Source organism: Streptomyces sp. NPDC059788, assembly GCF_042732265.1.
Classification (GTDB): Bacteria; Actinomycetota; Actinomycetes; order Streptomycetales; family Streptomycetaceae; genus Streptomyces.
This window is the reverse complement of record NZ_JBHWHY010000003.1, coordinates 111,844-138,666: the sequence shown is the minus strand read 5'-3', so window position 1 is coordinate 138,666 and position 26,823 is coordinate 111,844. Positions and strand designations below refer to the sequence as shown.

The window sequence follows — 26,823 nt, the reverse complement described above, 5'->3', positions numbered from 1 at the left end:
TGCGTGTGCCGAAGACGGGGCAGAGACGTGGGGGTGCAAGACGTGGCGCACCGTGGGAAACCCACGGACACCTGCGGCTTTTCACGGGCACGTCGCCCAAGGGCACGAGAAGCGACGCCGTCCGAGGGGCGTCGCGAAGGCGGTGCGTACGTCGCGCGGTCCGCGTCGTACAGCGGATGTTCAGCGGTTGTTGATCGCTGATCTTCAGGCTGGTCCGCATGTTGCGCCGTGTGATCTCCCAGCATGAGGAAACGACCCGGGAACCGCAAGAGCCCCCGGCGTCCCCGTCCCCGATAGCCCTCACCTGGCACGGAGAGCCGGGACGTCACGAGGAGCTGACCCACACCATGCTGATGGGCCAGGCCAAGCGGGCCGCCGCGGCGCTGGCCCGGCTCGGGGTGCGGGCCGGCGACCGGGTCGCGGTGCATCTGCCGCTGGTGCCGGAGTCGGTGATCGCCACGCTCGCCTGCGGTCGGCTGGGTGCCGTCCGTACGACGCTGCCGGTCTACCTGACCGTTCCGGAACTCGCCGACCAGGCCCGGGAGTCCGGCGCCAAGGTGATCATCACGGCGGACGCCGCGTTCTGGGACGGTGCCGTACGGCCGGTCAAGCCCGTGCTGGACCGGGCACTGCGGCACGGCTGCCCCCAGGTACGGGCCGTCCTGGTCGTGAACCGCACCAGCCGCCCGGTGTCCTGGACGGCGGGCCGCGACCACTGGTGGCACGAGGCCCTCGCCACCCGCTGACGCGCCCCCGCGCACCCGGCGCCCAATCCCCGCACCCCCGCGCCGCCGTCCGCGGGCTCCGCGCAGCCCCCACCACCGACCGCGCGCCGCCGTCGCGTGGGCCGCTATCCCGTGGGCCGCCGTCCTGCGCGCCGCCGTCCGCCGCCCCGTGGGCCTCCGCGCCGCGCCGATTCCGCGCGCGCCGCACCGCTCCGGCCCTTGCGCCGCACCGCATTCGGCTCGCGCTCCGTGCTGGCTCCGGCCCTGGTACCGCGCCGTCTTCGGTCCGAGCTCCGTGCTGGCTTCGGCCTTGGTGCCGCGCCGTCTTCGGCCCGCGCTCCACGCTGGCTCTGGCCCTGATACCGCGTCGCCTTCGGCCCGCGTTCCGTGCTGGCTCCGGCCCTGGCCCGCGTCGCCTTCGGCCTGCGCTCCACGCCGCCGCCGGCGCTGGCGCCGCACCGGCCTCAGCTCGCGCTCCGCGCTGGCCTCGCCCGCGCGCCGCGCGCCGTCGTCCCGCAGCCCCCGCGCAGCGCGGACTCTGCCTCCGAGGCCCTCCGCCGACGCTTGCCGCCAATGCGCCCGTTACGTCGGCCCCTGCCGCCCCACCTGCGCGGCCGGTACCCGTGCCTCGCCCGCGTCCCCCTCCCGCTCGTCGCTCTCGCCGAACGTCGTGGCCGAGTACCCGCCCACCCGCGCGATGCGCCGCCGCAACGCGAGCCGCCCCTCGACGTCATGCGCGAACCGATTCCAGTGATGCACGAGGCAGAACGCCCGCCGCGCCATCACCACCCGCCCCAAAGCCCCCACCAGCTCCCGCAACTCAGGCCGCTCACCCCCCAACGCCTCATCCCCGAAGTCCACCCACCACCCGGCCACGTCCCACCCTTGCCGCTCGGCATAGGTGCGACACCCGGCGAGCCGCAGCTCCAACATGGCGTGCGATCGCGTGGCGCAACGGTCGTAGACGAAGGCGAGCGGGGGTGTGGTGGGCATGGCGGTTCCCCTTGCGCGTGTCGTGCTGATCGGCGATACGGCACGACCGTAGAAGCGCTCACGGGGTGGGAGGGACACAGATCGTGTCCGTCACCCCACAGTTCTCAGGCGGCCAGCAAGCCGATCTTCTGGGCCAGTTCGGATGCCCGGTGACGACGGGACGGCACCTTCGACTCGGTTTCCTCCAGCACGATCCGTTTCGCATAGCCGTTGTAGCGGACTGTCTCCGGGGCGGCCTCGTACGCCTGGGCGAGTGTCGCCAGCGCTACGTCCCCCTGTCTGTCGAGCTGGTAGCCGCGGGCCTGCTCGATACGGTGCCGGGCCCGGCGCGGCCTGGAGGGGATGACGCCGGCTTCGGCCCGTTCCGCCTGCCTGACGGACTCGGTACCGGAGTGCAGTTCGACCGCGACGGTTACCGCGTGGGCTCCCATGATGCCGCGGGAGAACGAAGTGACCGGGTGGAAGTACTCAGCGGGCAACCGCTCAGCCATCTCACGCGCGATGTCCCAGTAGCGCCATGCCGTGCCCGTGTCCCCACGCCGGGCTGCCGTGTAGCCGACCTCGAACTGCAAGGCCCCGGCGATGGCGAGCACGTCATCGGCAGCCTCTGCCAGCAGAGGGCCCAGGAAGCGGAGCGTCGCCTGGTTGATCTCGTCGGCGGCGTCGTAGTGTCGCGGACCGGCGTCCCGGTATGCCTGTCCGGTGAGCCAGGCTGCCACGCCGATCGCGTGGGGGTCCTCGGACTCCTGCGCCGCGACCATGCTGCGTTCGGCGACGCGCCACAGGAGCGCGGCATCCGGCTGGTAGGCGATGAAGAACTGGCTGAGGCTGTAGACCTCCGAGAGAAGACTCTGCGCGGTACGTCGTTCGGCAGCTGAGTCGGCCTGACGGACGGCGATCCGGGCATCGCGGATGAGATCCGGAAGCAGCCCACCGATGACGTCGCGGTGGTGCGGAGCCGAGTGCCGTGCCGACCAGGCGTGAGCCAGCCGCGACCGCAGGTGCGCCGCCGAAGGCGCGGCGCGGTCCGCCTCGAAGGGGAACTGGTTCACCGCCGAGGCGACTGCTGGCAGCAGCCGGTGCCCGGGCCCGGCGAACAGGCCGACCCGCACCGACCCGGACCCCGTGAGCTCGGCAAGCTCCCGTACGCGCAGTGCCTCGGCCACCCGCAGGACCATGTCCAACCCGGGCGTCTTCAACTGCCCGTTCTCCACCCGCTTCACCCACGATTCCGACATGCCGATGAGCCCTGCCAGCACCGTGCGGGTCATTCCGCGACGCTGCCGCAGAATCTGCATTCGCTGGCCGAAGACCAGGGGCGCGGGGGAGTCGGGGTGGGCACCTTCTTGAGACACGATCTTGCCCCTCTCTGAAGAGTCCGGCACGGCTCAGAGTAGGGGGAGGGGCTGACAGCACGTCCGGCTTGGAAGGGACCAGTGGCCATCGTCGGCTGGAGGGAAGCGCCCCCGGAGGTGGCGGTGACGGGCGCCAGGTGGGTCCTCCCGTCGCGTAGGGACGTGCCGGGGCCCCGCGTGCTCGCCAGCCGTACCCTGGAGGGGTGAGTAAGACCCCCGAATCCCGGCCCGAGGCCGATAAGGACCCGCAGGAGAGCGCCGAGCAGCCGGAGAGCGCCGAGCGGGCCGAGCAGCCGGAGAGCGCCGAGCAGTCGGAGCAGTCCGAGCGTGTGGCGCGGGCCAAGGCGCGTGCGGCGCTTGTCTTCGACGATCCGTTGAGCCGGCCGTCGGCGGACGACACCGACCATGGCTGGGGTGAGCGTCCGTCCAGCGGTGACGGCGCCGCCGACCTGGCGCGCTTTCTCGACGAGAAGCCGCCCCACCACCTCTGACCGAGGCGCCGGGGCGGCTTCGCCGCGGGACCGGAGCCCTCTACTGCTGCGTCTTCTGCGTGACCACCGAGCCGGAGCCGCCACCGGCGGCCGAGGCCGTGGACGAACCGGACAGTGAGCCGTTGCGCTGCGCGACGAGCGCGTCGCGGATCTCCGTCAGCAGTTCGACCTCGGTCGGGTCCACCGGGGCGTCGTCCGCCGGCTTCTTGGCGTCCTGACGCGCCTTCCACTTGTTCATCGGCAGGATCATGAGGAAGTACACGACCGCGGCGGTGATCACGAAGGTCAGGACCGCGCTGAGCACCGATCCCCACAGGATGTAGATGCCGTCGGTGTAGTCGCCCGTCTTGGCGTCCGTGGTGCAGGTGGTGAGGCAGGTCTTGTAGTGGTCGAGGTTCTGCGAGCCGAGGGCACCGACGATCGGGTTGATGACGCCCTTGACCACGGCATTCACGATGTTCGTGAACGCGGCTCCGACCACGACGGCGACCGCGAGCTCGATCACGTTGCCGCGCAGCAAGAATTCCTTGAATCCCGCGAGTACGCCCGTCGTCTTCTCGCTCACCTGAAAGCCTCTTTCCACACTCACTACGAACCGTGCAACGAACAGCACCGCAACCTACGGCAGGGCAGGGCAGGGCTGTCCAATCCCATAACCTGAACCGGTGAGCGGACGATACGTCCGTACGGATCGGCGCCGCGTCACGGTCGGCCGGGGAAGAGCCTTCCCGTCGGCACGCCAAACGCACCCCGCCACTTTCGCCAGTGTCGCGCGCATATCGGGCAAAGGCCACTCGATCTTCGTCCGGCGCGGTTCGGGCCGTCATGACTGCCCCCAGCCGGGACGGGCCCCGGACGACGGTGCGGCGCAGGCGTTCGCGGCGCTCGAAGCGCCCCCTTCGCCGCTCTGGTGGACCGTGGCGGTCAGGGCCGCGGCCGTCATCGCCAGCCCTGCCGTCACGGCCCGCCGTCGGCGCCGTACCGCGCGATGGAGCCGGTGGCGCCCGCCCTGGGGCCGTACGGGAGGGAAGTGCGCAACCTCACATGGCGGGGGCAGGGGGAGGGGCGGGGTGAAGCTGTCGAGAGTCGGGGTCGGGCCGGGGCCTGGGGCGGGTGTGGTGCCGGGGGCCGTGATGGTGTTGGGGCCGTTGCCGGGGCCGGGGCCCGTAGTGGTGTCGGTAATGGGGTTGAGGTCGGTGTCGGGATAGCTGGGATGGGAGGGCTGAGGCACGGTAACCACCGCCTGAGGTGCCGGAATCGGTGTGGACGATCCCCACCGTGCCGGACTTCGCCGGAGCCCGCTCGGCCCTGTGGACAACCGCGACCGGCGCCCGCCGGCCCCGGACCGCTACCCACGAGTTGTGAAAAAGGGCGTCACCCTCTTGTGCCTCAGGTGCAACTTGCACCCCACACGCCACTCACGCCCAGTGCCACCCCACCTCAGTGCCACCCCCACCCAGTGCCGCTCCCCCCAGTGCCGCTCCCCCCAGCCCCCTCACGGCAACTGGATTCCCAGCTCCCAGCCCGCGTGTGCCTCCGCGCACAGGCAGCCCCGCTCCGCGGACGCCGGCAGCGCGCCCACCGCGTCGAACAGCACCTCGCGCAGCCGCCCCACGTTTCGGCCGAAGACCTCAAGCACTTCCTCGTGCGAGACGCCCTCGCCCGCTTCCGTACCCGCGTCCAGGTCCGTGACCAGCGTCAACGACGTGTAGCAAAGCCCCAGCTCGCGGGCCAGCGCCGCTTCGGGGTGGCCGGTCATGCCCACCACCGACCAGCCCTGTGCCGCGTGCCACCGCGACTCCGCGCGGGTCGAGAAGCGCGGCCCCTCGACGACCACGAGCGTGCCGCCGTCCACCGGCTCCCACGCGCGCCCCCGTGCCGCCGTCAGCGCCGTCTCCCGGCCGACCGGGCAGTACGGGTCGGCGAACGACACGTGCACCACGTTCGGCACGCTGCCGTCCGGCAGCGGTACCCCGTCGAAGTACGTCTGCGCCCTGGCCTTCGTACGGTCCACGATCTGGTCCGGTACGAGCAGCGTCCCCGGCCCGTACTCCGCCCGCAGCCCGCCCACCGCACACGGGCCGAGCACCTGACGGACTCCGACCGACCGCAGTGCCCACAGGTTGGCGCGGTAGTTGATGCGGTGCGGCGGGAGGTGGTGCCTGCGGCCGTGCCGGGGCAGGAAGGCGACGGTGCGGCCGGCCACCTCGCCGAGGAAGAGCGAGTCGCTCGGGGCGCCGTAGGGAGTGTCGACCGTGATCTCCGTCACGTCGTCCAGGAAGGAGTAGAAGCCGGACCCACCGATGACACCGATCTCCGCGTCAGCCATGCGGTCACATTAATCGCGGGGAGGGGTGTTCGAGGAGGCCGCGTGAGAAGGGAGCGCGCCTGGGAGGGGGCGCCTGAGGAAGGTGCCTGGTGGAGAACGTCCGGGAGACGGCACCTGAGGAGCGTGATCGAGAGAGCGCCTGAGAGGGCCGGGGTGGTGCCTCGGAAGGCCGCCGGCGCGCCCCCGTCGAAGTCCCCGAACGCCAAAGCCCCGCCGTCACTGACAGGACGGCGGGGCTTGTGCGAAGAGTTGTCCGGTGTGCCGCTCAGGCGGCCGAGGTGCTCGGCGTCGAGCTGGAGCCCGTACCCGAAGAGCTCGACGAGCCGCTGGACGACTTCGACTCGCCACCCGAAGACGACGAGGACGACGACCCGGAGTCCGAGGAAGACGACCCGGACGACGAGGACGAGCTCGACGCGGGCGTGCTGCTAGACGACGAGCCGCGGCTGTCGTTCCGGTAGAACCCGGAGCCCTTGAACACGATGCCGACCGCGGAGAACACCTTCTTGAGGCGTCCGTTGCAGGCGGGGCACTCGGTGAGCGCGTCGTCGGTGAACTTCTGCACCGCCTCAAGGCCCTCGCCGCACTCGGTGCACTGATACTGGTAGGTCGGCACTGTGACTTCCTCCTGGCACTCTCACTCAATGAGTGCTAACGACGCTCCATAGTGCAGTATTCCGGCCCGTCAGTCCACTGTCACCGGAGTACGGTGACCGACCCCACGTCCGACGACCAGGGTTTCGGAGCGCGGCACCAGGTGTCCCCGGAACACCGCCAGCACCACCAGCGCCAGCCCCGTACCGCACAGCGGCACCAGGAATCCGGCATGCGGACCGAAGTGGTCCGCCAGCAGGCCGGCGATCGTCGACGCCGCCGCCTGGCCGAGGCCGACCGCGCCGGTCAGCCAGGTGAAGGCCTCCGTACGGGCCGAGGCCGGCACCAGCGAGTCGACCAGCGTGTAGCCGGTGATCAGCGCGGGGGCGATGCACAGGCCGACCAGCAGGCCCACCGCGCCCATCAGCGGCGCCACGCTCACCGCCCACAGCGGGGTGGTCATCAGCGCCAGCAGCGCGTACCCGACCAGCAGGCGGCGCCGGGGGCCGATCTTCCAGGCGATCGCGCCGCACACGATGCCGGCCAGCATGTTGCCCGCCGCGAACACCCCGTACAGCAGGCCGTTGATACCGGGCTGCCCGATGTCCTCGGCGAAGGCCGTGAGGGAGACCTGCATCCCGCCGAAGACCGTGCCGATGCCGAAGAGCCCCGCGATCAGGACCCGCAGGCCGGGCACGGACAGCGCGGAGGTGCGCTCGGCGGAGCCGTCCGCGGACCGGTGCACCGGCGGCTGGCTGCGCCGCTGCGCCGCGAACAGCAGCCCGCCGCCCAGCGTCAGGGCACCCTCGGCGACCAGGCCGGCCGCCGGGTGGATGCCGGTGCACAGCGCGGTCGCCAGCACCGAGCCGACGACGAAGGTGAACTCGTCGGTCACCGACTCGAAGGCGGTGGACGTCGGCATCAGGGGCGTACCGGTCAGCTTGGCGGCCCACCGGGAGCGCACCATGGGGCCGATCTGCGGCGTCGAGGCGCCGGTCGGTACGGCGATCACCAGCAGCGCCCACAGCGGGGCGTGCGACAGCGCCAGCGTGATCATCGCGGCGACCGCCGCGGCGTGCACCAGTACGCCGGGCACGAGCACCGCGCGCTGCCCGAACCGGTCCGCCAGCTTGCCGCTCTGCGGCGCGAACAGCGCCATCGAGACGCCGGTCACCGCCGAGACGACACCGGCGGTGCCGTACGAGCCGGTGGTGTGCTGGACGAGCAGCAGGATGCTGAACGTCAGCATCGCGAAGGGCTGGCGGGCCAGGAAGCCCGGCAGCAGGAACGCCCATGCGCCGGGGGTGCGCAGCAGCTGCCCGTAACCGGGACGGGCGTCCTTGGCGGGTGTCTGCTGTGCGGGGGCGGTCGCGCCCTGGGCGTCCTCGCCCTGAGCGTCCCTGCCCGCGTTGTCCTTGACCGCGGATGCCACGGCCGAGCCTTTCTACCGCCTGGTAGCGCGCCGCCCGCGAGGTTGTCACGGGGTTGCGCGCCGAGAGCTGTCCTCTCGCGCAGGACCGAGTGATACCGCGTGGTCCGCACCGGGGAGGTGGCTGCGTGTGGCAGGGGACCGCGGCCGCCGAGCGGTCGCGCCAGCTCTGCGTCAGGCAGAGTTGGTTCCTTTGATTGCTACGCCATAGTACAGGCCGATACGGGGTGAAGCCCTGGCCTCGACCAGGGCTTCACCCGGAATTTTCCCGGGCCGGCGAAGGGGCGCGAGGGACCTGTGGGGCGCGCAGGGCGCATGGGGGTCAGCGCGCCGGCGTATGCGGCGGCCGTCCTCCGGCCATTCCGTCCGGCCGTCCCCCGGCCTCCCCGCCCGGCAGCCCTCCGGCCTTCCCGCCCGGCCGCTCACCGGGCCGGTCGCCGGACCGCGTCCCCGCCTTCCGGCCGGGCCGCCGCCCGGCAGGCGTGCTCGGCGCCAGCCATCCGGCCAGCTTGCCGTGCTTGGAGACCGCCTGGAGCCGGTTCTCGACCGCGTCCCGCACCGGGTCCGTGGCCACCACCAGCAGGTCGTCCCCGCGCCGCAGCACGGTCGTCGGTGTCGGTACGAAGCTGGTCCCGTCCCGTACGACGAGGGTGACCGCGGCGCCCGGCGGCAGCCGCAGCTCGCTGATCTCCACGCCGTGCATGCGGGACTTCACGCTGATCGTGGTGGACAGCAGATGGCCGCGCAGCCGCTCCAGCGGCGCCGACTCGATGCCCAGGTCGGCGGCCTCCTCGTCGTCCCCCAGGTGCAGCTTCCTGGCGAGCCAGGGCAGCGTCGGGCCCTGGATCAGCGTGTAGACGACGACCAGGATGAAGACGATGTTGAAGACCCGGTCGCTGCCGGGCACGCCGCCCACCATGGGGATGGTGGCCAGCACGATCGGTACGGCGCCGCGCAGCCCGGCCCACGACAGGAGTGCTTTCTCGCGCCAGGGCACCTTGAAGGGCAGCAGCCCGAGGAACACCGATGTGGGGCGGGCGACGATCGTCAGGATGAGGCCGATGATCAGCGCCGGCACCGCGTCGTCGAAGAGCGTGTGCGGGGTGACCAGCAGGCCGAGCAGGACGAACATGCCGATCTGGCCGATCCAGCCGAGGCCTTCGGCGAAGCCGCGGGTGGCGGCCGAGTGCGGCAGTTTCGCGTTGCCGAGGATCAGCGCGGCGAGGTAGACCGCGAGGAAGCCGGAGCCGTGCGCCAGCGCGCCGGCCGCGTAGGCGGAGACCGCGATGGCCATCACGGCGATCGGGTACAGGCCGGAGGCGGGCAGCGCCACGTGCCGCATCCCGTACGCGCCCAGCCAGCCGACGGCCAGGCCGATGGCCGCGCCGATCGTCAGCTCCAGGGCGATGTCGCCGATGAGCGTGTACCAGTGCTCCACCGGTCCCGCGGTGGAGAAGGCCACGACGAGGATGACCACGGGGGCGTCGTTGAAGCCGGACTCGGCCTCCAGGACACCGGTCAGCCGGGCGGGCAGCGGCACGTTGCGCAGCACGGAGAAGACCGCCGCCGCGTCCGTGGAGGAGACCACCGCGCCGATGAGCAGCGCCTGGCGCCAGTCCAGGCCGACGAGGTAGTGCGCTCCGGCCGCGGTGACCCCCACGCTCACCGCGACACCGAACGTCGACAGCACCGCGGCCCTGGGCAGCGCGGGTTTGATCTCTTTCCACTTCGTGCCGAGGCCGCCCTCGGCCAGGATCACGACCAGCGCGGTGTAGCCCAGTATCTGGGTCAGTTCGGCGTTGTCGAAGACGACGCCGCCGAGGCCGTCCTGCCCTATGGCGATGCCTATCCCCAGGTAGATGAGCAGGCTGGGGAGGCCGCTTCGGGAGGAGAGGCGGACCGCGGCCACCGCGACGAGCAGGACGAGGGCGCAGATCAGCAGGAGTTCGTTGAGGCGGTCGACAGTCAGGGCTGGTCCTTCCTCGTGGCGGGCCGGGGCTGGCACGGGAGGCGGGCACGGGAGTGGATCGGGCGGTCTTTCCTTACTGTATCTAGTTACTGAGACTAACAATTTACCATTGCTTGAACCTTGAAGGTGCCGGTGGCTACACCGCGTAGGGCTCGGCGGACCCGTGCGCCTATGGTTGCTCCAGCACTCCCACCCTGCCCCTCGAAGGACAGAGATGCCCGCCACCAAGTCCGCCCCCGCCCCTGACAAGGCTGCGAAGAAGCCGAAGAAGAAGGGGCGGCGCGGCCGCCTCGTCGCGATCACGGTCGTGCTTCTGCTCGTGGCGGGCATCGGCTACGGCGCGTTCTGGGGCGTCAGCACCGTCCGCGCCTCGTACCCCCAGACCACCGGTTCCCTGAAGCTGGCCGGTCTGAGCGCCCCCGTCGACGTCTCGCGCGACGGCAACGGGATTCCGCAGATCTACGCCGACACCGACGAGGACCTCTTCCGCGCCCAGGGCTTCGTACAGGCCCAGGACCGCTTCTGGGAGATGGACGTGCGCCGCCACATGACGGCCGGCCGCCTCTCCGAGATGTTCGGCCAGAGCCAGGTCGACACGGACTCCTTCCTGCGTACGCTCGGCTGGCACCACGTCGCGCAGCAGGAGTACGACACCAAGCTCTCCCCGCAGACGAAGAAGTACCTCCAGGCATACGCCGACGGCGTCAACGCCTACCTCAAGGACCACGAGGGGGCGGCGCTCTCCCTGGAGTACGCGGCGCTCGGTTTCCAGAACGACTACAAGCCCCAGAAGTGGACCCCGGTCGACTCGGTGGCCTGGCTCAAGGCCATGGCCTGGGACCTGCGCGGCAACATGCAGGAGGAGATCGACCGTGCCCTGCTGACCAGCCGTTTCAGCCCGACGCAGATCGACCAGATGTACCCGAAGTACCCGGCCAAGCGGAACCGGCCGATCGTCGACGGCGGCGCGGTCGACCCGGCCACCAAGGAGTTCGACCCCAAGGCCACCCCGAGCGGCGGCGCGCAGAGCAACTCCGGGACGGGCCAGGGCACGGGCTCCGGTACGGGCACGGGTACGGGCAGCGGCACGGGTACGGGTACCGGCTCCGGAAGCGGCACCGGTACGGGCACGGGAACCGGCACGGGAACAGGTACGGGCACGGGTTCCAGCGCCGGTACCGGTACCGGCACCAACTCCGCCTCCGGCACCGCCCGCGGCGTGAAGACCCAGCTCTCCGCGGTCTCCAAGTCCCTGGAGCAGATCCCGGCCCTGCTCGGCCCCAACGGCAACGGCATCGGCTCCAACTCCTGGGTCGTCTCCGGCGCCCACACCACCACCGGGAAGCCGCTGCTCGCCAACGACCCGCACCTGGCCCCCCAGATGCCGTCGCTCTGGTACCAGATGGGCCTGCACTGCCGCACCACCAGCGCCAAGTGCAACTACGACGTCTCCGGCTACACCTTCTCCGGGATGCCGGGCGTGGTCATCGGCCACAACCAGGACATCTCCTGGGGCATGACCAACCTCGGCGCCGACGTCACCGACCTGTACCTGGAGAAGATCACCGCCAACGGGTACCTGTCCAAGGACAAGGTGCAGCCGTACAAGACCCGCAAGGAGACCATCAAGGTCGCCGGCGGCACGGACCGCGAGATCACGGTCCGCTCGACCGACAACGGCCCGTTGATCTCCGACCGTGACGACGAGATGTCCAAGGTCGGCAAGCAGGCCCCGGTCGGCAACGCGGCACCGGACCGCGGCGACGGCTACGGCATCTCACTGCGCTGGACCGCCCTGGACCCGGGCAACTCGATGGACGCGGTCTTCGAGCTGAACCGGTCCAAGAACTGGACGGACTTCCGCAAGGCCGCCGCGCACTTCGAGGTGCCCTCGCAGAACCTGATCTACGCCGACACCAAGGGCAACATCGGCTACCAGGCGCCCGGCCGCATCCCGGTCCGCGGCAAGGGCTACGACGGCACCCTGCCCGCCCCGGGCTGGGACCCGAAGGCCCGGTGGGACGGCTATGTGCCCCAGAAGGCGCTGCCCAACGAGTACAACCCGGCACGCGGCTACATCGTCACCGCCAACCAGGCCGTCGTCGACCCGGACAAGTACCCGTACCTGCTGACCAAGGACTGGGGCTACGGCGCCCGCAGCCAGCGGATCAACGACCTCATCCAGTCGAAGATCAAGGACGGCGGCAAGGTCTCCACCGACGACATGCAGACCATGCAGATGGACAACAGCAGCGAGATCGCCAAGCTGCTGACGCCCTACCTGCAGAAGATCGACGTCAAGGACCCGTACGTCCGCGAGGCGCAGAAGCTGCTGGAGGGCTGGGACTACACCCAGGAGCCCGACTCCGCCGCCGCCGCGTACTTCAACGCGGTCTGGCGCAACACCCTCAAGCTGGCCTTCGGCAACAAGATGCCCAAGGAGCTGCGGGTCGAGGGCCAGTGCCTCTACGTCCGCCCGGCCGACGACACCGGCCCGGCCGACGACCAGGACAAGCCCGTGCGCGAGTGCGGCGAGCGGGCCCCCGACCAGGCGCAGCCGGACGGTGGCGACCGCTGGTACGAGGTCGTCCGGTCCATCATCGAGGACCCGAAGAACGACTGGTGGAAGACCGAGTCCCGGCCCGGCCGCGTCCTCGACGCCAACCGTGACCAGCTCCTCGCGCACGCCATGAAGGACGCGCGCTACGAGCTGACCAGCAAGCTCGGCAAGAACGTCGACAACTGGAGCTGGGGCCGCCTGCACCAGATGTTCCTGAAGAACCAGACCCTGGGCACCAGCGGTCCCGGCCCCCTCCAGGGCCTGTTCAACCGCGGCCCGTGGAACCTGGGCGGCGGCGAGGCGGCCGTCGACGCCACCGGCTGGAACGCGGCCGGCGGCTACGAGGTCACCTGGGTCCCGTCGATGCGGATGGTCGTCAACCTGGCCGACTTGGACAAGTCGCGCTGGATCAACCTGACGGGTGCCTCCGGGCACGCGTACAACGGGCACTACTACGACCAGACGGACAAGTGGGCCAAGGGCGAACTGCTGCCGTGGGCCTTCTCCAAGAAGGCCGTTAAGGCCGCCGCGGAGGACACGCTGACGCTGTCGCCGTGACGATTGCCGCGACGGGGCGCTGACCCCGCGCGCCGGGCGGGTCCGAGTCTCTTCGGGCCCGCCCGGCGCCGTTCAGGGGCACATACCGGGTACGTCCCGGGCGCGCGCTACACACCACTGGGTACGTCCCGGGGCGCGCTCTATGCGCCGCTGGTTACGCCCGGGGACGCGCGCGCAACGCGCCACCGGGTACGCCCGGAGATACGCGTAACGCCCTTACGTTGCGAACCGGTGCACGCCCCCCGGCGTCACCGCCACATCCACCGGCCGGTCGTGCTCCTCGGCCGGCACCTCCGCCAGCACCTCCGCGCCGTACAGCAGCACCACCCGCGCCGGCCGTACGCCCGCCTTCTCCAGCCGCTCCAGGACCCGGTCGTACGACCCGCCGCCGCGCCCCAGCCGCATGCCGCGCCGGTCCACCGCCAGCCCCGGCAGCAGCACCGCGTCGGCGCCGGTGACGGCCTGCGGGCCCAGCAGGGGGCCGGCAGGCTCCAGCAGCCCCCGCCCGGCGCGTACGAGGCCGTCGGAGCCCTCGTAGGGAGCCCAGTCCAGGTCGTTGTCCGGCAGCAGTACGGGCAGCAGCACCCGCACCCCGGCCGCGTGCAGCTGGTCCAACAGCGCGTGCGTGGAGGGCTCGCGCCCCACCGACACGTACGCGGCGACCGTTCCCGCCCCCGCCAACTCCGCCAGCCCCAGCGCCCGGCGCGCCAGCACCGCCCCCGTCGCCCGGACTTCATCCGGCGGCAACTGCGCCCTCATGTCCAGGAGTGCGCGCCGCAACCCGCGCTTCGTACCGTCGTAACCGCCCATGATGCGCCGTCGCTCCCGCTTCCGTGGCCCGTTCCCAGGACCCCATCTTCCGGCGCAATGTGCCGGTTATCGTGATCCGCATGACTCCATCGCGTACTCGGATCACCAAGGCTGTCATTCCGGCGGCCGGTCTCGGGACCCGCTTCCTCCCGGCGACCAAGGCCACGCCCAAGGAGATGCTGCCGGTCGTCGACAAACCCGCCATCCAGTACGTCGTGGAGGAGGCCGCCACCGCCGGGCTCTGCGATGTCCTGATGGTCACCGGACGCAACAAGCGGCCCCTTGAAGACCACTTCGACCGCAACTACGAACTCGAAGAGGCGCTGGACCGCAAGGGCGACGAGTCCCGGCTCGCCCGCGTCCAGGAGTCCAGCGACCTGGCGACCATGCACTACGTCCGCCAGGGCGACCCCAGGGGCCTCGGCCACGCCGTGCTGTGCGCCGAGCCGCACGTCGGCGACCAGCCCTTCGCGGTGCTGCTCGGCGACGACCTGATCGACCCCCGCGACCCGCTGCTCCAGCGCATGATCGAGGTGCAGGAGCAGCACGGCGGCTCGGTCATCGCCCTCATGGAGGTCGACCCGGCACAGATCCACCTCTACGGCTGCGCGGCCGCCGCCCCCGACGGCGACGACGACGTCGTACTCGTCTCCGACCTGGTCGAGAAGCCCGATCCGGCCGACGCCCCCAGCAATCTCGCCATCATCGGCCGGTACGTCCTCGACCCGGCCGTCTTCGAGGTGCTGCGCACCACCGAGCCGGGCCGCGGCGGCGAGATCCAGCTGACCGACGCCCTCCAGGCGCTCGCCGCCGACCCCGGCCTCGGCGGTCCCGTACACGGCGTGGTCTTCAAGGGGCGCCGCTATGACACCGGCGACCGTGGCGACTACCTCCGCGCCATTGTCAGACTGGCGTGCGAACGTGAAGACCTGGGCCCGGAGTTCCGGACCTGGCTGCGCAGCTTCGTCAGCGAGGAGATGTGACACCGTGAGCGCCCCCACCGGCCGGACCACCCACCAGGAACGCGTCTGGTCGGTGGCCGACCACCTCGACGACGTACTGTCCAAGATCCACCCGCTGGAGCCGATCGACCTGCATCTGCTCGACGCGCAGGGCTGCGTCCTGGTGGAGGACGTCACCGTCAACGTCGCCCTGCCGCCGTTCGACAACAGCTCCATGGACGGTTACGCGGTCCGTGTCGGCGATGTCGCGGGCGCCACCGAGGACTTCCCCGCCGCGCTGACCGTGGTCGGCGACATCGCGGCGGGCAGCGCCGTACCGCTCGCCGTCGGCCCCGGCGAGGCCGCCCGCATCATGACCGGCGCGCCGCTGCCGCCCGGCGCCGAGGCCGTCGTCCCCGTGGAGTGGACCGACGGCGGTACGGGCCGCGGGCCCGCCGAGGCGATGCGCGCGCACAGCGCCGCGCCCGAGGCCGCGGGCGGCGAGGTCCGGGTGTACCGCCCGGTCGCCGAGCGGCAGTACGTCCGCCCCCGCGGCAGCGACGTACCGGCCGGCGAACTGGCCCTGTCGGCCGGCACCGTCCTCGGCGCCGCCCAGATCGGCCTGCTCGCCGCCATCGGCCGCGCCACGGTCCGGGTGCGGCCCCGCCCCCGTGTCGTGGTGCTGTCCACCGGCAGCGAACTGGTCCAGCCCGGCGAGCCCTTGGCGCCCGGACAGATCCACGACTCCAACAGCTTCCAGCTCACCGCAGCCGCCCGCGCGGCCGGCGCCATCGCCTACCGGGTCGGCGCCGTGGCCGACGACGCCGAGACGCTGCGCGCCACCCTGGAGGACCAGCTCATCCGCGCCGACATCCTCGTGACCAGCGGCGGCGTCAGCGTCGGCGCGTACGACGTCGTCAAGGAGACCCTCGCCGACCTCTCCGCCGAGGAGGGCACCGTCGAGTTCCGCACGCTGGCCATGCAGCCCGGCAAGCCGCAGGGCTTCGGCCTGATCGGCCCGGACCGCACCCCGCTGCTGGCCCTGCCCGGCAATCCGGTCAGCTCCTACGTCTCCTTCGAGCTGTTCGTGCGCCCCGCCATCCGTACGCTCATGGGCCTGCCCGATGTCCACCGCCACACCTCCAAGGCCGTCTGCGGCGCGCCCATCACCTCCTCGCCCGAGGGCAAGCGGCAGTTCCTGCGCGGCCGGTACGACGCCGACACCGCCACCGTCACCCCCGTGGGCGGCGCCGGGTCCCACCTGATCAAGGCGCTGTCCCGGGCCGACGCGCTGATCGTGGTCCCGGAGGAGGCGACGGAGGTCGCGGAGGGGGCGGAGGTGGAGGTGGTGCTGTTGGGGTGACGGGGGAGCGGGGGACGTAGCGGGTATCGGGGGATTCGGGGCTCGTACGGAGGCGGGTGTGTGGCGCGCGCCGTACGGGGGATCGCACGGGTGCGCGGTGCCCGAGAGTTCGCGCGGGCTTCCGTGGGCTCGCCGTGACGTCCGTAGGCACGCCGGGGCCTCTCCGGGGTGTGTGCTCCGGGTCCGGTGGGCCGGGGGCGCCGTCCTCGCCGGGTAGCCGGGTGGCGGCCCACGCCTGCGGGTACGGTGTCGTCGCACAGGCGGCACGGTCCGGACCGGGAGAACGATGAGCAGCGGCCAGCAAGACCTCACCCACCTCGACGCGTCGGGCGCGGCCCGCATGGTCGACGTCTCCGAGAAGGACGTCACCGCGCGCACCGCCCGCGCCAGCGGTCGCGTCCTGGTCGCGCCGCGCGTCGTCGAGCTGCTGCGCGGCGAAGGCGTGCCGAAGGGCGACGCGCTCGCCACCGCCCGGATCGCGGGCATCATGGGCGCCAAGCGCACCCCCGATCTCATCCCGCTGTGCCACCCGCTGGCGGTGTCCGGGGTCGAGGTGGACCTGCGCGTGACCGACGACGCCGTGGAGATCCTGGCCACGGTCCGCACCACCGACCGCACGGGCGTCGAGATGGAGGCGCTGACGGCCGTCTCGGTCGCGGCCCTCACCGTCGTGGACATGGTCAAGGCCGTCGACAAGGGCGCGGTCGTCACGGACGTACGGGTCGAGGAGAAGACGGGCGGCAAGTCGGGCCACTGGAGCCGGTCATGACCGCGGACCGGCGCGAAAAGCGGGGCGTACGGGGCGAAACGGCCGACCCGGGCCCGGCCGCCGCACCCGGCGGCGAGCGGCGCACCACCGCGAACCCGGGCCCGGACGCGGCCACCGACCGGCCTTCCACCACGCCCCCCAACCCCGGGCCGGGCACGGCCGCCGGCTCCGGCGGCCCGGGCCCAGGGGGCACCGCCAATCCGGGCCCGGGGTCCACCGCCGACCCGAGTCCGGACGTCACCGGCAACCCGGGCCCGGGACCCACCGCCGACCACCCAGGCCCCGCCGCTGCCCGGGCCCTCGTCATCACCGCGTCCAACCGCGCGGCGGCCGGTGTGTACGCGGACAAGGGCGGGCCGCTGCTCGCCGAGGGCCTGGCCGCGCTGGGCTTCACGGTCGACGGACCGCAGGTCGTCCCGGACGGCGACCCCGTCGAAGCGGCCCTCCGCGCCGCCGTCGCCGCCGCGTACGACGTCGTCCTGACCACCGGCGGTACGGGCGTCTCGCCCACCGACCGCACCCCCGACGCCACCCGCCGCGTCATCGACTACGACATCCCCGGCATCCCCGAGGCGATCCGCGCCGCGGGCCGCGCGAAGGTGCCCACCGCCGCGCTCTCCCGGGGCCTGGCCGGGGTCGCGAACCGTACGCTGATCGTCAATCTGCCCGGCTCCACCGGCGGCGTACGCGACGGGCTCGCCGTCCTCGCCGACCTCCTCCCGCACGCGGTGGACCAGCTGCGCGGCGGCGACCACACCCGCCCGGACGCCACCGGGAGCGCACACTGAACGCCCCCTGGCCGGTCGTGCTGGCGGACGGTGAGACCGCGCTCCGCCCCATAAAACTGCGCGACCAACGGGCCTGGCGCGAGGTCAACCGCCGCAACCGCGACTGGCTGCGCCCCTGGGAGGCGACCATTCCGCCGCCCCCGCCCGGCATCCCGGCGCCGCATCGCCCCACGTACCGTCAGATGGTCCGCCACCTGCGCGCCGAGGCGCACGCGGGCCGGATGCTGCCCTTCGTCGTCGAACACCGCGGCCGTCTGGCCGGGCAGCTGACGGTGGCGGGCATCACCTGGGGCTCGATGTGTTCGGGCCATGTGGGCTACTGGGTCGACGAGTCGGTGGCCGGCCGCGGCGTCATACCGACCGCGGTGGCGCTCGCCGTCGACCACTGCTTCCGCTCGGTGGGGCTGCACCGCATCGAGGTCTGTATTCGGCCGGAGAACCTGCCGAGCCGCCGGGTCGTGGAGAAACTCGGCTTTCGCGAGGAGGGTCTGCGGCCGCGCTATCTGCACATCGACGGGGCCTGGCGCGACCACCTTGTATTCGCGCTGACCGCGGAGGAGGTGCCCGAGGGCCTGCTCAGCCGCTGGCACCGGGAGAAGCCCAGCACACCCCACAAATAAAATATGTGTTCGAATTAATTCACCAATTGACCACAACTGCATGCGGCTGATCTCAACAATCACAAAAAAAGTTCGAGATATCAGCCAGATCGTGCGACACACCGGCTCAATTGGCGGATGGCCCCATGCAAACCCCTCTACCGTGTGAGACGTGAGCAGCAGCGGCCTCATCTACGCAGTCATCGTCGGGGCCTGGGCCGCCTACTTGGTGCCGATGTGGCTCCGTAGGCAGGACGAGCTCAATGAAGCCCGGCCGACGGAACGCTTCAGTACCGCCATCCGGCTCCTGTCCGGGCGGGCGGCCATGGAGCGCCGTTACGCCAAGGGGCTTCAGGGGCAGGGCGGCCGTTCCACCGACGATGCGAGCGATACGCGGGAGCCGGACGCCGTGGCCGACGAGGCCGCCGTCCGGGACTTCGACGCGCCCGCGGAGCGTCCCGCGGACCGTGCGGACGAAGCCCCGCCCGCCGCTCAGCGCCAGCCGGCGGCCGCGGCCGGCAGCGGGTCGCCCGGCGCCGTACCGGCCGGTGGGGCGTCGCCCGGCAGCGGGCCATCCGGCGCCGCGTCGCCCGGCGGCGGGGCCGCCCCGGCGGAGGCCGCCCGCCTCCGCTACGGCAGGAAGCCCGGCTTCGGCCGGCCCTCCCTCTCCACCACCGACCGCATGAAGCGGGCCAAAGTCCTGGCCCGCCGCCGGCGCACCACCACGGTCCTCTTCCTCGCCTTCACCGTCGGCACGATCATCGCGGCCGTCGGCGGCCTCGCCTTCCTCTGGGCGCCGGCCATCCCGGCCATACTCCTCAGCTCGTACATCGTCTACCTCCGCGCCCAGGAGCGCCGCCGGTTCACCTTCACCATGGATCAGCGCCAGGCGGAAGCGGCAGCGCAACGGCTACGGGAGGGCAGGCCACGCCCTCCGCAGGCGTCCCAGCAGCCCCCCGCCGACGAAGCCCCCGCTGAGGACGCCGCCCCCCTTCCCGTCCCGGCGCGCCCCGCCGCACCCGTCGCCCGCCCCGAGCCGGCGTCGACAGCCGGCCGCCGGGCCCTGGTGGAGGAGACCGACCACGCGGAGTGGGTGGACCAGCAGCGCGAACGCGAGCGCACCGAGCCCGGCGGCTGGGACCCCGTCCCGGTCCCGCTCCCGACCTACGTCACGGCCCCGGTCGCCCCGCGCGCCACCAGCCACGTCGACCTCGACGCCGACGACGCCTGGAGCTCCGCCCGCTCCGGCCCGGCCACCGAAACCCCCCAGCCGGCCCCCACGGCCGACACCGCCCGCCGTTCCACGCCCGGCCGCCGCGCCCGCAGCCGCACCCCTCTGTTCGACCAGTACGCGGACGACGACCGCCCCCGCGCGGCGAACGAGTGAACCCCCCGCAGCTGACCAGCACGGGAAGCGATTTCCGAGCACCCCGAGATGGATGCTAGAGTTTCACTCGTCGCAAGGGCCTGTGGCGCAGCTGGTAGCGCACCTCGTTCGCAACGAGGGGGTCAGGGGTTCGAATCCCCTCAGGTCCACCGACGGACTGTTCTTGAGTCAGCTCGGGAGTAGTTCATGAGATCCCGTCCGATCTGTTGATCGGGCGGGATTTCTGCTTTCCCGGGGGTTGTTCGACGGGCAGGTGGGGGCGCTCTGCGGTAAGCGGTCGAGCAGTCGCCCGTCGACCGGCCTGTCTCCCGGTCGACATCCCGGCGGTGCCCGGCCTTCGATGCGCACGCCGCCTGTCGGTACCCGGCCGCGGGGTGCGAGCCGAGCCGCGTTCGCGCTTCGGCGCCGAAAGCCCCTGATTACCCCTGTGGGCCCCGGATCGCCCGTGTCGGCTCCGGATTGCCCCTCACGGTCCCTGATGCTCCTGATACTCCAGCGCCCGTAACCACAGTTATCCACAGGCCAGTTGCATGTCGGGCCCGGGCCCTAAAGTTGTTGTTCGCGGGGCCGGTGGGCTTCGCCAATGGGTACGTGATCGGGTATCCGATGGCGGTGGCAACGGGAGGACACATGGCCAAGGAACGGGCGTTCGGGCCGCATCAGCTGGCCGAGTGGCTGGGGATCGAGCCGCGGCATGTACGGCGTGCCGAGACCAGGGGGCTGATTCCGCCCCCGGACGTCGGGGACGAGCGGTGGTCGGAGGCGGTGGCCAAGACGCTGCCGGACCGGGTCGAGGAGATCCTGTCCGTGGTGGGCGACGAGAACTACGGCACGGCGCCGGACGGGAGCAAGGCCGGGCACCGTAAGCCGGTCAAGCGGGAGGCCTTCGGGCCGCAGCAGTTGGCGGGTGAGCTGGATCTTCAGCGGTGGCAGGTCGGGCGGGCCGAGCAGCAGGGGATGATTCCGCCGCCGGACGTGGACGGCAAGCGCTGGTCGGGGGCGGTTGTGGAGGGGTTGCGGGAGAGAGGGGCGGAGATCCGGGAAGTGCTCGGCGATCATCCTGGGCTGGGGTCGATCGACGCGGCGAAGCGTCTGGCCGGGCGTACGGAGCTGGAGGTCGAGCGGGAGGACGTACGGGTCCTGGCGGGGGAGGGGCATCTCCAGCCGGTGGGGGAGTTCCGCGGGTATCCGATGTACAGCCTGGGGAGCCTTGACGGGCTGGACAGGGAGTTGGTCGCGGGTGTGGTGGGTGAGCGGCAGCTGTGGATGGAGCGGAGCGTGACGGCCAAGGAGGCGGCGGCACTCCTGGGGTGGTCGGCCGGAAGATTCGAGGTGACGGCGGAGCGGAACGGTCTGGTGCCCGGGCGGCTCGGTCGGTACGACCGGGTGGAGGTCGAGGGGCTGCCCGAGCGGGACGGGGCGAGAGGGAGTGGGGCATAGGGGGTCGGGGAGGCAGGCGGGAAGGAGGGGAAGCGGGCGGCTCGGGGGTGGTGGGGCTAGTGGGGGAGGGCTCGGTGGGTGATGCGGATGCCGCGTCGGGCTAGGTAGGTGAGGGGGTTGATGTCGGAGCCGTACCGGCGTGTTCTGCGGACCTCGAAGTGGAGGTGGGGGCCGGTGGTGCGGCCGGTGGCGCCGCTGTAGCCGATACGGGTGCCGGCCCGGACGCGCTGGCCGACGTGGGCCGTGATGCGGGAGAGATGTCCGAAGAGGGTGTAGTAGCCGTCGGTCATGCGGATGGTGACGGCCAGGCCGTAGTCGCCCGAGCGCTTGGCCAGGACGACGGTGCCTGCCCCGACCGAGGAGACCGGGGTGCCGGTGCGGACGGCGAAGTCGACGCCGGTGTGGTGGCCGGCGGCCCAGTTGCCCTTGACGCCGTAGGGCGAGCTGATGCGGGCATTGGCGGCGATCGGACGCGTCCACGGGCCCGCCGCCACGGCCGGGACCGCCTCGGTCACGGCCAGGCTGAGTACGGTGCCGATGGCCGCCGGGACCACGCCGTGCAGCAGGAGTCGTCTGCGGAGCCAGTTCATAGTTGTGAGGACACGCCCTGGGACGGGCGGGCGCATCCGGACACGCGCGGTGGACGCCCGAACGGCGGAGAGGTTCCCCGTACCGGGTGGTAACTGGAGTGGGACGAGACGGAAGGGGAAACGGGGCGCGGAGGCAGAGGATCACGGTGCGGGGGAGAGGGGATCACGGCGCGGAGGGAGGGGCGCGGCGCGTCGGCGGTGCGGCACGGTGCGGGCGGAGGAGCCCGGCGCGGGAGGAGGAGCACGGTGCGGGAGGAGGGGCCCGGCGCGGGAGGAGGAGCGCGGCGCCTCGGCGGTGGAGCCCGGTGCGGAGGGAGCGGTGCGGGCGGCGGATCACGGTGCTGAGGGCGGCGCGCGGGCGGGGGATTACGGCGCGCGGGTGGTGCTTTCGCGGAGGTCGAGGTGCGGGAGCTCGGCCTGGAGGCGGCGGGTGGGCGCGCCGTCGAGGACGGACAGGAGTTCCTGGGCGGCCAGGCGGCCGAAGCCGGCGGTGTCGCGGACGAGCGAGGTCAGACGTGGGTGGGTGACGCGGCACAGTGGGGAGTCGTCCCAGGCCACGATGGACAGGGCGCCGGGTACGGGCACGCCGCGCCCGGCGGCCACGGCGGCTCCGGCCACGGCCATCACGTCGTTGTCGTAGACGATCGCGGTGGGCGGGCAGGGGGCGGCGAGGAGGCGGCGGGTGGCTTCGGCGCCTTGCTCGTCGGAGTAGTCGGTGGAGACGGAACGGACGTGGGCGGCGTCCAGGCCGAGGCGGGCGGCCTCGGTGCGCAGGGCCGCGACGCGGCGCTCGGTGTGCGCGAGGCCGGGCAGACCGGCGATGTGGACGATACGGCGGTGCCCCAGCTCGTACAGGTGGTCGATGATCGACCGCATCGCGGCGGCGTCGTCGGCCCAGATGGTGGAGAGGGGAGGTGGGGGAGGCGGGGGGAGAGGGGGAAGGGCCGTTCCCGGGCCTGTCTGTGGGGCTGCTTCCGGGGCCGCCGCTGGGCCTGCTTCCGGGCCCGGGCCCGGCCCTGGCTCCGATCCCGGTCGCGTCGCCGGGTCCGGCCTCGTGCCCGGCTCCGCCTTCGCCTCCGGGCCCGCCCCTGTCTCCGTTCCCGATCCCGTCGCCGGCCCTGGCCCCGATCCCGTCGCCGGGCCCGGCCTTGTGCCCGCCTTCGCCTCCGGGCCCGCCCCCGTCTCCGTTCCCGGCCCCGGGCCCAGCCCTGGCCCCGATCCAGGCCCCGATCCCGATCCCGTCCCCGGCACAGGGCCTGCCCCCGTCTCCGGGCCCGTTCCTGCCCCCGTCCCCGTCTCCGGGCCCGCCTCCATCCCCGCCCCCGCCCCCGTCCGTGTGTCGCCGATGACGACGGCGGGCAGGGCGAGGGAGGTGAGGAGGTCCGGGCGGGGGTCTTCGGTGCGGGGGTCGACGACGAGGACGCCGTCCACGCGGCGCTCGGCCCACCAGCGGCGGTAGGTCGCGCACTCGGCCTCCAGGTCCTCGACGACCTGGAAGAGGAGTGCGACGCGCCGGGCGGCCAGGGCCTCCTGGATGCCGGAGACCAGTTGGAGGAAGAAGGATTCGACGCCGAGGGTGTGGGCGGGGCGGGCGAGGACGAGGCCGACGCAGCCGGAGCGTTCGCCGGACAGGGCGCGGGCGGCGCTGTTGGGCTGCCAGCCCAGTTCTTCGGCGACCTCGCGGATACGGGCGCGGGTGCCGGGGGAGACGCCGTCGCGGTCGTTGAGGGCGAAGGAGACGGCCGAGGGGGAGACGCCGGCGCGTTCGGCGATGTCCTTCATGGTCGGGCGGCGGCGCGGGGGTGTGGCGGGGAGGCGGGGGCCGTCGGGGTTGGCGGCCGGGGTGCCGGTGGTCATGTCGTCCGTCAGCTCCTCCGGCCGGTACGGCGGCCCGTTGGCCCGGTGGCCAGTTGGCTCGGCGGTCAGTTGATCCGTCGGCTGGTTGGCTCTGCGGGCTCGGCGGTCCGCTGTTCCCCGGCCCGGTCTTCATGGGTGGGTGAGGGTGAGAGGAAGGTGGGGTGTAAACGGTGGGAGGCGTGGTGGTGGCTTGGCTAAACCGCATTAGCTTGCCGGGCTAAACCGCATTAGGGGATCAGGATCACCGGGTGGTGGTGGGAAGTCAATCGGTGGTCGGGAGTTGAGGTCGCGGGGCGAAGTCGGCTGCGTCGTTATGGAATTGAGATAGCGGTGGGGTGAAGGGCTGAGCTTTAGCGCATTAGTGCAGTTGGGGAGGGGTGCTGGGGCGGAGCGGGGAAGGGTGGTGGTGAGGGGGATCGGGGATGAAGTGAAGGTGTGTGCGGGAAAGTTGGGGCTTGTGCATTGACGGAAGTGAGGGTGGACGACAACGTTGGCACCGCCATCCGGCGGCGCGGCCGGTCGAGTGCTGGTCCGTGCGTGGTTCTTCGCTGTTTCCTCGCGGTTCACCGACGCGGAAGCGCCCTCCTCCGTGGGTGCGCATCCCGAGCAGAAGCGTTTTTCCCGACGCGTTTCCCCGACGCAGGAGTGACCATGACGCGCAGGCACTTGGCCCCCGTACGCAACGTCCGCCACGACCGTTCCCGGATCGTGCTCGCCACCGCCCTCGCGGGTGCCCTGATGTCCGTCACGGCCGCCTGCGGCGTCGGCGGCGCGGAGGACTCGTCGGCCGCCGAGGGGCAGCCGAAGCGGAGCGGCAAGGTCTCCGGCGAGATCACCTTCCGTACGCTCCAGCTCAAGCCGAACTTCACCGCGTACGTGCAGGGCGTCATCGACGCGTTCGAGAAGAAGTACCCGGACGTGAAGGTGACCTGGGAGGACGTCCCGGGCGACGGCTACAACGAGAAGCTCGTCGCGGACGCGCAGGCCGGCGGGCTGCCGGACGTGGTCAACCTGAACACCGACTCCTTCCAACTGCTCGGCGAACGGGGGATGCTCGCGGACGTCGCCCGGCTGGACCCGGGGGTGGCGAAGGAGTACGTGCCGGGTGCCTGGGAGCAGTACAAGCTGCCGGGCAAGGGGGACGGGGTCTACGCGTATCCCTGGTATGTGACGCCCGAGATCCTCACGTACAACAAGGACCTGTTCGCCAAGGCCGGGCTCGATGTGAACAAGCCGCCGACCGGCGTCGAGCAGTTCTTCGACTACGCGGAGCGGATCGCCGGGGCCGGCACCGGGGCCTCTGGCGGCCGGTTCGCCGCGTTCATGGCGGACCCGAAGGGGAGACTGCCCGGCGACTGGCAGAAGATGGGCGTACCGATCCTCGACAAGAAGAAGAGTCGGTTTGTCTTCGACACTCCGAAGGCCGTCGAGTGGGTGCAGCGGATGAAGAAGCTGTACGCGATGGGGGCGATGCCGAAGGAGTCGCTGACCAAGGCCGACGACCTCGCGCAGCTCTACGGGGCGGGGAAGCTGGCGTTCGGGCCCGGTTCGCCGGGTGTCCTCAAGGACGTGAAGCGCAACTCCCCATCGGCGTACGGGAAGACGCAAGTTGCCAAGGCCGTCACCGGGACGCTCGGGCACATCGGCGTCTACACGCAGTCGCTGGGCGTGCGCAAGGACACCAAGCACCCGGACGCGGCGGCGGAGTTCGCCAAGTGGGTGACCAACGGGCCCAACCAGGTCGCGTTCTCGAAGCAGGTGACGATCTACCCGTCGAACGCGAAGGGCCTCGCCGACCCGTACTTCGCCGACCGGGGCGACGGCAAGGACCCCGAGACGATGGCCCGCGTCGTCGGCGCCGAGGAGCTGAAGTCGGCCCAGCTCGACGCCAATACGCCCGTGGAGTGGACCACTCAGGTCGGTGACGCGGTGGTGCGGGAGATGCAGAAGGGGATCAAGGGGGAAGAGGAGCCTGCGACTGCGGTGAAGAACGCGCAGGAAGCGGCCAACAAGATCCTCGCGCAGCAGCAGAAGCGGCAGTGATCGGCGATGGCCCGGACCGAGCGTATGGATGGCAGGGGCAACAGGGGCAACAGGGGCAACAGGGGCAACAGGGGCAACAGGGGCAACAGGGGCGAGAAGGGCGAGAGGGAGGGTAAGGGCGACACGGCAGTCGAAGCGCCGACCGGCCCGGCCTCCGACCCACGTGCCGCACCCGACCCACGCGCCGAGCCCGGTCGGCGTGCCGCCTCCGACCCACGCGCCGAGCCCGGTCGGCGTGCCGCACCCGGCCCACGTGCCGCCCCCGGCCCACGCGCCGCCCGCCGTCGTGGCAAGGGCATGGGTGCGGAGACCGGCCTTGTGCACCGCCGGTGGTGGACGCCGTACCTGTTCCTGTTGCCGGGGCTGGTCATGGTGGTGCTGTTCAGCCTCTGGCCGTTCGTCAACACCGTCATCCTGTCGCTCACCGACGCGCAGATCCTGCGCGGCGGCCGGTTCGTCGGCCTGGAGAACTACGGTCGGGCGCTGGACGACCCCGACTTCTGGACGGCGACGGTCAACAGCGTCGTCTACCTGGCCGTCGTCGTGCCCTGCCTGGTGCTGCTGCCGCTGGCGCTGGCCGTCCTCGTACAGCGCAAGGTCCCCGGCATCGGCTTCTTCCGCTCCGCCTTCTACACGCCCGTGATCGCCTCAGCGGTCGTCGTCGGGCTGATCTGGCAGTGGGTGCTCCGCAGCGACGGCCTGGTCAACACCGTCTTCGAGAAGCTGCACATGATCTCCGGGCCGGTGCCGTTCCTCACCGACTCCACGATGCTGCTGGTGTCCGCCATGATCGTCACGGTCTGGAAGGGCCTGGGCTACTACATGGTCTTCTACCTCGCGGCGCTGGGGAACGTACCGGCGTCGCTGTACGAGGCCGCGGCGCTCGACGGCGCCGGCGCCCCGCGCCGCTTCTTCAGCATCACCATCCCCAGCGTCAAGCCGATGATGCTGCTGGTCGGGACGCTGTCGGCGATCTCCGCGCTGCGCGTGTTCACCGAGATCTACATCCTCGGCGGGGAGAGCGGCGGCCCCGGAGGCGGCGCGCGGACGCTGCCGTTCCTGATCCGCCAGGTCGGGCTGGGCTTCGCCGGGGAGACCGGTTACGCGGCGGCCATCTCGATCCTGCTGTTCCTGCTGACGCTGGCGTTCAGCCTGCTGGGGCACCGGTTGTCGAAGGGAGACGAGAGGTGACTTCGCTGTCCTCACCAGGCGCACGGCCTTCGCCAGATGGAC

Annotated in this window: 22 protein-coding genes, 1 tRNA gene and 1 pseudogene; 13 read left to right on the top strand and 11 right to left on the bottom strand. The window is 71.8% G+C overall.

Annotation, left to right across the window (positions count from 1 at the left end; translation table 11 throughout):
- Positions 1–230: 230 nt before the first annotated feature.
- Positions 231–746 carry an AMP-binding protein gene (locus ACFV57_RS03915; RefSeq protein ID WP_385225368.1) on the top strand — a complete coding sequence of 172 codons (516 nt, stop codon included), beginning with the start codon at positions 231–233 and terminating at the stop codon, positions 744–746.
- 561 nt (positions 747–1,307) lie between these two features.
- Here ACFV57_RS03915 and ACFV57_RS03910 read toward each other — a convergent pair.
- Both ACFV57_RS03910 and ACFV57_RS03905 read right to left on the bottom strand, forming a co-directional pair.
- Positions 1,308–1,718 (bottom strand): recombinase family protein, encoded by a 411-nt coding sequence (locus ACFV57_RS03910; protein WP_385225366.1) that lies wholly within the window; start codon positions 1,716–1,718, stop codon positions 1,308–1,310.
- Between the two features lie 104 nt (positions 1,719–1,822).
- Complete coding sequence (locus ACFV57_RS03905) at positions 1,823–3,016, bottom strand: helix-turn-helix domain-containing protein (protein WP_385225630.1); 1,194 nt, start codon at positions 3,014–3,016, stop codon at positions 1,823–1,825.
- Between the two features lie 260 nt (positions 3,017–3,276).
- Between ACFV57_RS03905 and ACFV57_RS03900 the strand changes: the two genes are divergently transcribed.
- Positions 3,277–3,564: a hypothetical protein gene (locus tag ACFV57_RS03900; RefSeq protein ID WP_385225364.1), complete on the top strand. Its 288-nt coding sequence runs from the start codon at positions 3,277–3,279 to the stop codon at positions 3,562–3,564.
- 40 nt (positions 3,565–3,604) lie between these two features.
- Here the strand turns inward: ACFV57_RS03900 and mscL are convergent, their stop codons facing one another.
- The 5 genes from mscL to ACFV57_RS03875 all read right to left on the bottom strand — a co-directional run bounded on the left by mscL (position 3,605) and on the right by ACFV57_RS03875 (position 9,885).
- Positions 3,605–4,129 (bottom strand): large conductance mechanosensitive channel protein MscL, encoded by a 525-nt coding sequence (gene mscL / locus ACFV57_RS03895; protein WP_385225362.1) that lies wholly within the window; start codon positions 4,127–4,129, stop codon positions 3,605–3,607.
- A gap of 930 nt (positions 4,130–5,059) precedes the next feature.
- Positions 5,060–5,893, bottom strand: coding sequence for an S-methyl-5'-thioadenosine phosphorylase (locus tag ACFV57_RS03890; RefSeq protein WP_385225360.1), 834 nt, complete (start codon positions 5,891–5,893; stop codon positions 5,060–5,062).
- A gap of 265 nt (positions 5,894–6,158) precedes the next feature.
- The gene (locus tag ACFV57_RS03885; RefSeq protein ID WP_385225358.1) at positions 6,159–6,509 is read right to left on the bottom strand and encodes an FmdB family zinc ribbon protein; all 351 of its coding nucleotides are present in this window, start codon (positions 6,507–6,509) and stop codon (positions 6,159–6,161) included.
- Positions 6,510–6,578: 69 nt separating this feature from the next.
- On the bottom strand, positions 6,579–7,802 hold the full coding sequence (locus tag ACFV57_RS03880; RefSeq protein ID WP_385225628.1) for an MFS transporter: 1,224 nt from the start codon (positions 7,800–7,802) through the stop codon (positions 6,579–6,581).
- Positions 7,803–8,238: 436 nt separating this feature from the next.
- Complete coding sequence (locus tag ACFV57_RS03875) at positions 8,239–9,885, bottom strand: potassium/proton antiporter (protein WP_385225626.1); 1,647 nt, start codon at positions 9,883–9,885, stop codon at positions 8,239–8,241.
- Positions 9,886–10,099: 214 nt separating this feature from the next.
- Here ACFV57_RS03875 and ACFV57_RS03870 point away from each other — a divergent pair, with 214 nt between their 5' ends.
- Positions 10,100–13,003: a penicillin acylase family protein gene (locus ACFV57_RS03870; protein WP_385225356.1), complete on the top strand. Its 2,904-nt coding sequence runs from the start codon at positions 10,100–10,102 to the stop codon at positions 13,001–13,003.
- Between the two features lie 216 nt (positions 13,004–13,219).
- Here the strand turns inward: ACFV57_RS03870 and ACFV57_RS03865 are convergent, their stop codons facing one another.
- Positions 13,220–13,813 (bottom strand): 5-formyltetrahydrofolate cyclo-ligase, encoded by a 594-nt coding sequence (locus ACFV57_RS03865; protein WP_385225354.1) that lies wholly within the window; start codon positions 13,811–13,813, stop codon positions 13,220–13,222.
- Between the two features lie 80 nt (positions 13,814–13,893).
- Between ACFV57_RS03865 and galU the strand changes: the two genes are divergently transcribed.
- The 8 genes from galU to ACFV57_RS03825 all read left to right on the top strand — a co-directional run bounded on the left by galU (position 13,894) and on the right by ACFV57_RS03825 (position 21,100).
- Positions 13,894–14,796 carry a UTP--glucose-1-phosphate uridylyltransferase GalU gene (galU, locus tag ACFV57_RS03860; RefSeq protein WP_385225352.1) on the top strand — a complete coding sequence of 301 codons (903 nt, stop codon included), beginning with the start codon at positions 13,894–13,896 and terminating at the stop codon, positions 14,794–14,796.
- A 4-nt stretch (positions 14,797–14,800) separates the two neighbouring features.
- A complete protein-coding gene (gene glp, locus ACFV57_RS03855; protein WP_385225350.1) occupies positions 14,801–16,117 on the top strand; it encodes a gephyrin-like molybdotransferase Glp in 1,317 nt (438 codons plus the stop codon).
- A 286-nt stretch (positions 16,118–16,403) separates the two neighbouring features.
- Positions 16,404–16,886, top strand: a complete 483-nt coding sequence (gene moaC, locus ACFV57_RS03850; RefSeq protein WP_385225348.1) for a cyclic pyranopterin monophosphate synthase MoaC — start codon at positions 16,404–16,406, stop codon at positions 16,884–16,886.
- The gene (locus ACFV57_RS03845; RefSeq protein WP_385225346.1) at positions 16,883–17,674 is read left to right on the top strand and encodes a molybdenum cofactor biosynthesis protein B; all 792 of its coding nucleotides are present in this window, start codon (positions 16,883–16,885) and stop codon (positions 17,672–17,674) included. Before moaC ends, ACFV57_RS03845 begins: the two co-directional genes overlap by 4 nt.
- Positions 17,671–18,294: a GNAT family N-acetyltransferase gene (locus tag ACFV57_RS03840; RefSeq protein ID WP_385225624.1), complete on the top strand. Its 624-nt coding sequence runs from the start codon at positions 17,671–17,673 to the stop codon at positions 18,292–18,294. The genes ACFV57_RS03845 and ACFV57_RS03840 overlap by 4 nt, the downstream gene beginning before the upstream one ends.
- 151 nt (positions 18,295–18,445) lie before the next feature.
- Positions 18,446–19,660: a gephyrin-like molybdotransferase receptor GlpR gene (gene glpR, locus ACFV57_RS03835; protein WP_385225344.1), complete on the top strand. Its 1,215-nt coding sequence runs from the start codon at positions 18,446–18,448 to the stop codon at positions 19,658–19,660.
- 76 nt (positions 19,661–19,736) lie between these two features.
- Positions 19,737–19,809, top strand: a tRNA-Ala gene (locus ACFV57_RS03830).
- A 481-nt stretch (positions 19,810–20,290) separates the two neighbouring features.
- Entirely contained in the window at positions 20,291–21,100 is an 810-nt protein-coding gene (locus ACFV57_RS03825; protein ID WP_385225342.1) for a hypothetical protein, read from the top strand.
- A 56-nt stretch (positions 21,101–21,156) separates the two neighbouring features.
- On the opposite strand, the gene ACFV57_RS03820 is transcribed toward ACFV57_RS03825, so the two are convergent.
- From ACFV57_RS03820 to ACFV57_RS03810, 3 genes and pseudogenes are all read right to left on the bottom strand, one after another.
- The gene (locus tag ACFV57_RS03820) at positions 21,157–21,690 is read right to left on the bottom strand and encodes a M23 family metallopeptidase (RefSeq protein WP_385225340.1); all 534 of its coding nucleotides are present in this window, start codon (positions 21,688–21,690) and stop codon (positions 21,157–21,159) included.
- A 366-nt stretch (positions 21,691–22,056) separates the two neighbouring features.
- A complete protein-coding gene (locus ACFV57_RS03815; RefSeq protein ID WP_385225622.1) occupies positions 22,057–23,004 on the bottom strand; it encodes a LacI family DNA-binding transcriptional regulator in 948 nt (315 codons plus the stop codon).
- 27 nt (positions 23,005–23,031) lie between these two features.
- Positions 23,032–23,472 (bottom strand): annotated as a pseudogene (locus ACFV57_RS03810) (LacI family DNA-binding transcriptional regulator); the annotation flags it as partial.
- A 726-nt stretch (positions 23,473–24,198) separates the two neighbouring features.
- Here ACFV57_RS03810 and ACFV57_RS03805 point away from each other — a divergent pair.
- Together ACFV57_RS03805 and ACFV57_RS03800 are read left to right on the top strand one after the other, a co-directional pair.
- On the top strand, positions 24,199–25,590 hold the full coding sequence (locus ACFV57_RS03805) for an ABC transporter substrate-binding protein (protein ID WP_385225338.1): 1,392 nt from the start codon (positions 24,199–24,201) through the stop codon (positions 25,588–25,590).
- 297 nt (positions 25,591–25,887) lie between these two features.
- A complete protein-coding gene (locus ACFV57_RS03800; protein ID WP_385225336.1) occupies positions 25,888–26,781 on the top strand; it encodes a carbohydrate ABC transporter permease in 894 nt (297 codons plus the stop codon).
- Positions 26,782–26,823 lie beyond the last annotated feature (42 nt).

What these genes read in the sequence shown, in the direction of transcription:
- ACFV57_RS03870 (WP_385225356.1), top strand. Translation starts at nt 10,100, where the DNA reads ATGCCCGCCACCAAGTCCGCCCCCGCCCCTGACAAGGCTGCGAAGAAG.
- ACFV57_RS03865 (WP_385225354.1), bottom strand. Translation starts at nt 13,813, where the DNA reads ATGGGCGGTTACGACGGTACGAAGCGCGGGTTGCGGCGCGCACTCCTG.
- galU (WP_385225352.1), top strand. Translation starts at nt 13,894, where the DNA reads ATGACTCCATCGCGTACTCGGATCACCAAGGCTGTCATTCCGGCGGCC.
- ACFV57_RS03820 (WP_385225340.1), bottom strand. Translation starts at nt 21,690, where the DNA reads ATGAACTGGCTCCGCAGACGACTCCTGCTGCACGGCGTGGTCCCGGCG.
- ACFV57_RS03815 (WP_385225622.1), bottom strand. Translation starts at nt 23,004, where the DNA reads ATGGAGGCGGGCCCGGAGACGGGGACGGGGGCAGGAACGGGCCCGGAG.
- ACFV57_RS03845 (WP_385225346.1), top strand. Translation starts at nt 16,883, where the DNA reads ATGACCGCGGACCGGCGCGAAAAGCGGGGCGTACGGGGCGAAACGGCC.
- ACFV57_RS03910 (WP_385225366.1), bottom strand. Translation starts at nt 1,718, where the DNA reads ATGCCCACCACACCCCCGCTCGCCTTCGTCTACGACCGTTGCGCCACG.
- ACFV57_RS03905 (WP_385225630.1), bottom strand. Translation starts at nt 3,016, where the DNA reads ATGCAGATTCTGCGGCAGCGTCGCGGAATGACCCGCACGGTGCTGGCA.
- ACFV57_RS03805 (WP_385225338.1), top strand. Translation starts at nt 24,199, where the DNA reads ATGACGCGCAGGCACTTGGCCCCCGTACGCAACGTCCGCCACGACCGT.
- ACFV57_RS03825 (WP_385225342.1), top strand. Translation starts at nt 20,291, where the DNA reads ATGGCCAAGGAACGGGCGTTCGGGCCGCATCAGCTGGCCGAGTGGCTG.
- ACFV57_RS03890 (WP_385225360.1), bottom strand. Translation starts at nt 5,893, where the DNA reads ATGGCTGACGCGGAGATCGGTGTCATCGGTGGGTCCGGCTTCTACTCC.
- moaC (WP_385225348.1), top strand. Translation starts at nt 16,404, where the DNA reads ATGAGCAGCGGCCAGCAAGACCTCACCCACCTCGACGCGTCGGGCGCG.
- ACFV57_RS03800 (WP_385225336.1), top strand. Translation starts at nt 25,888, where the DNA reads ATGGGTGCGGAGACCGGCCTTGTGCACCGCCGGTGGTGGACGCCGTAC.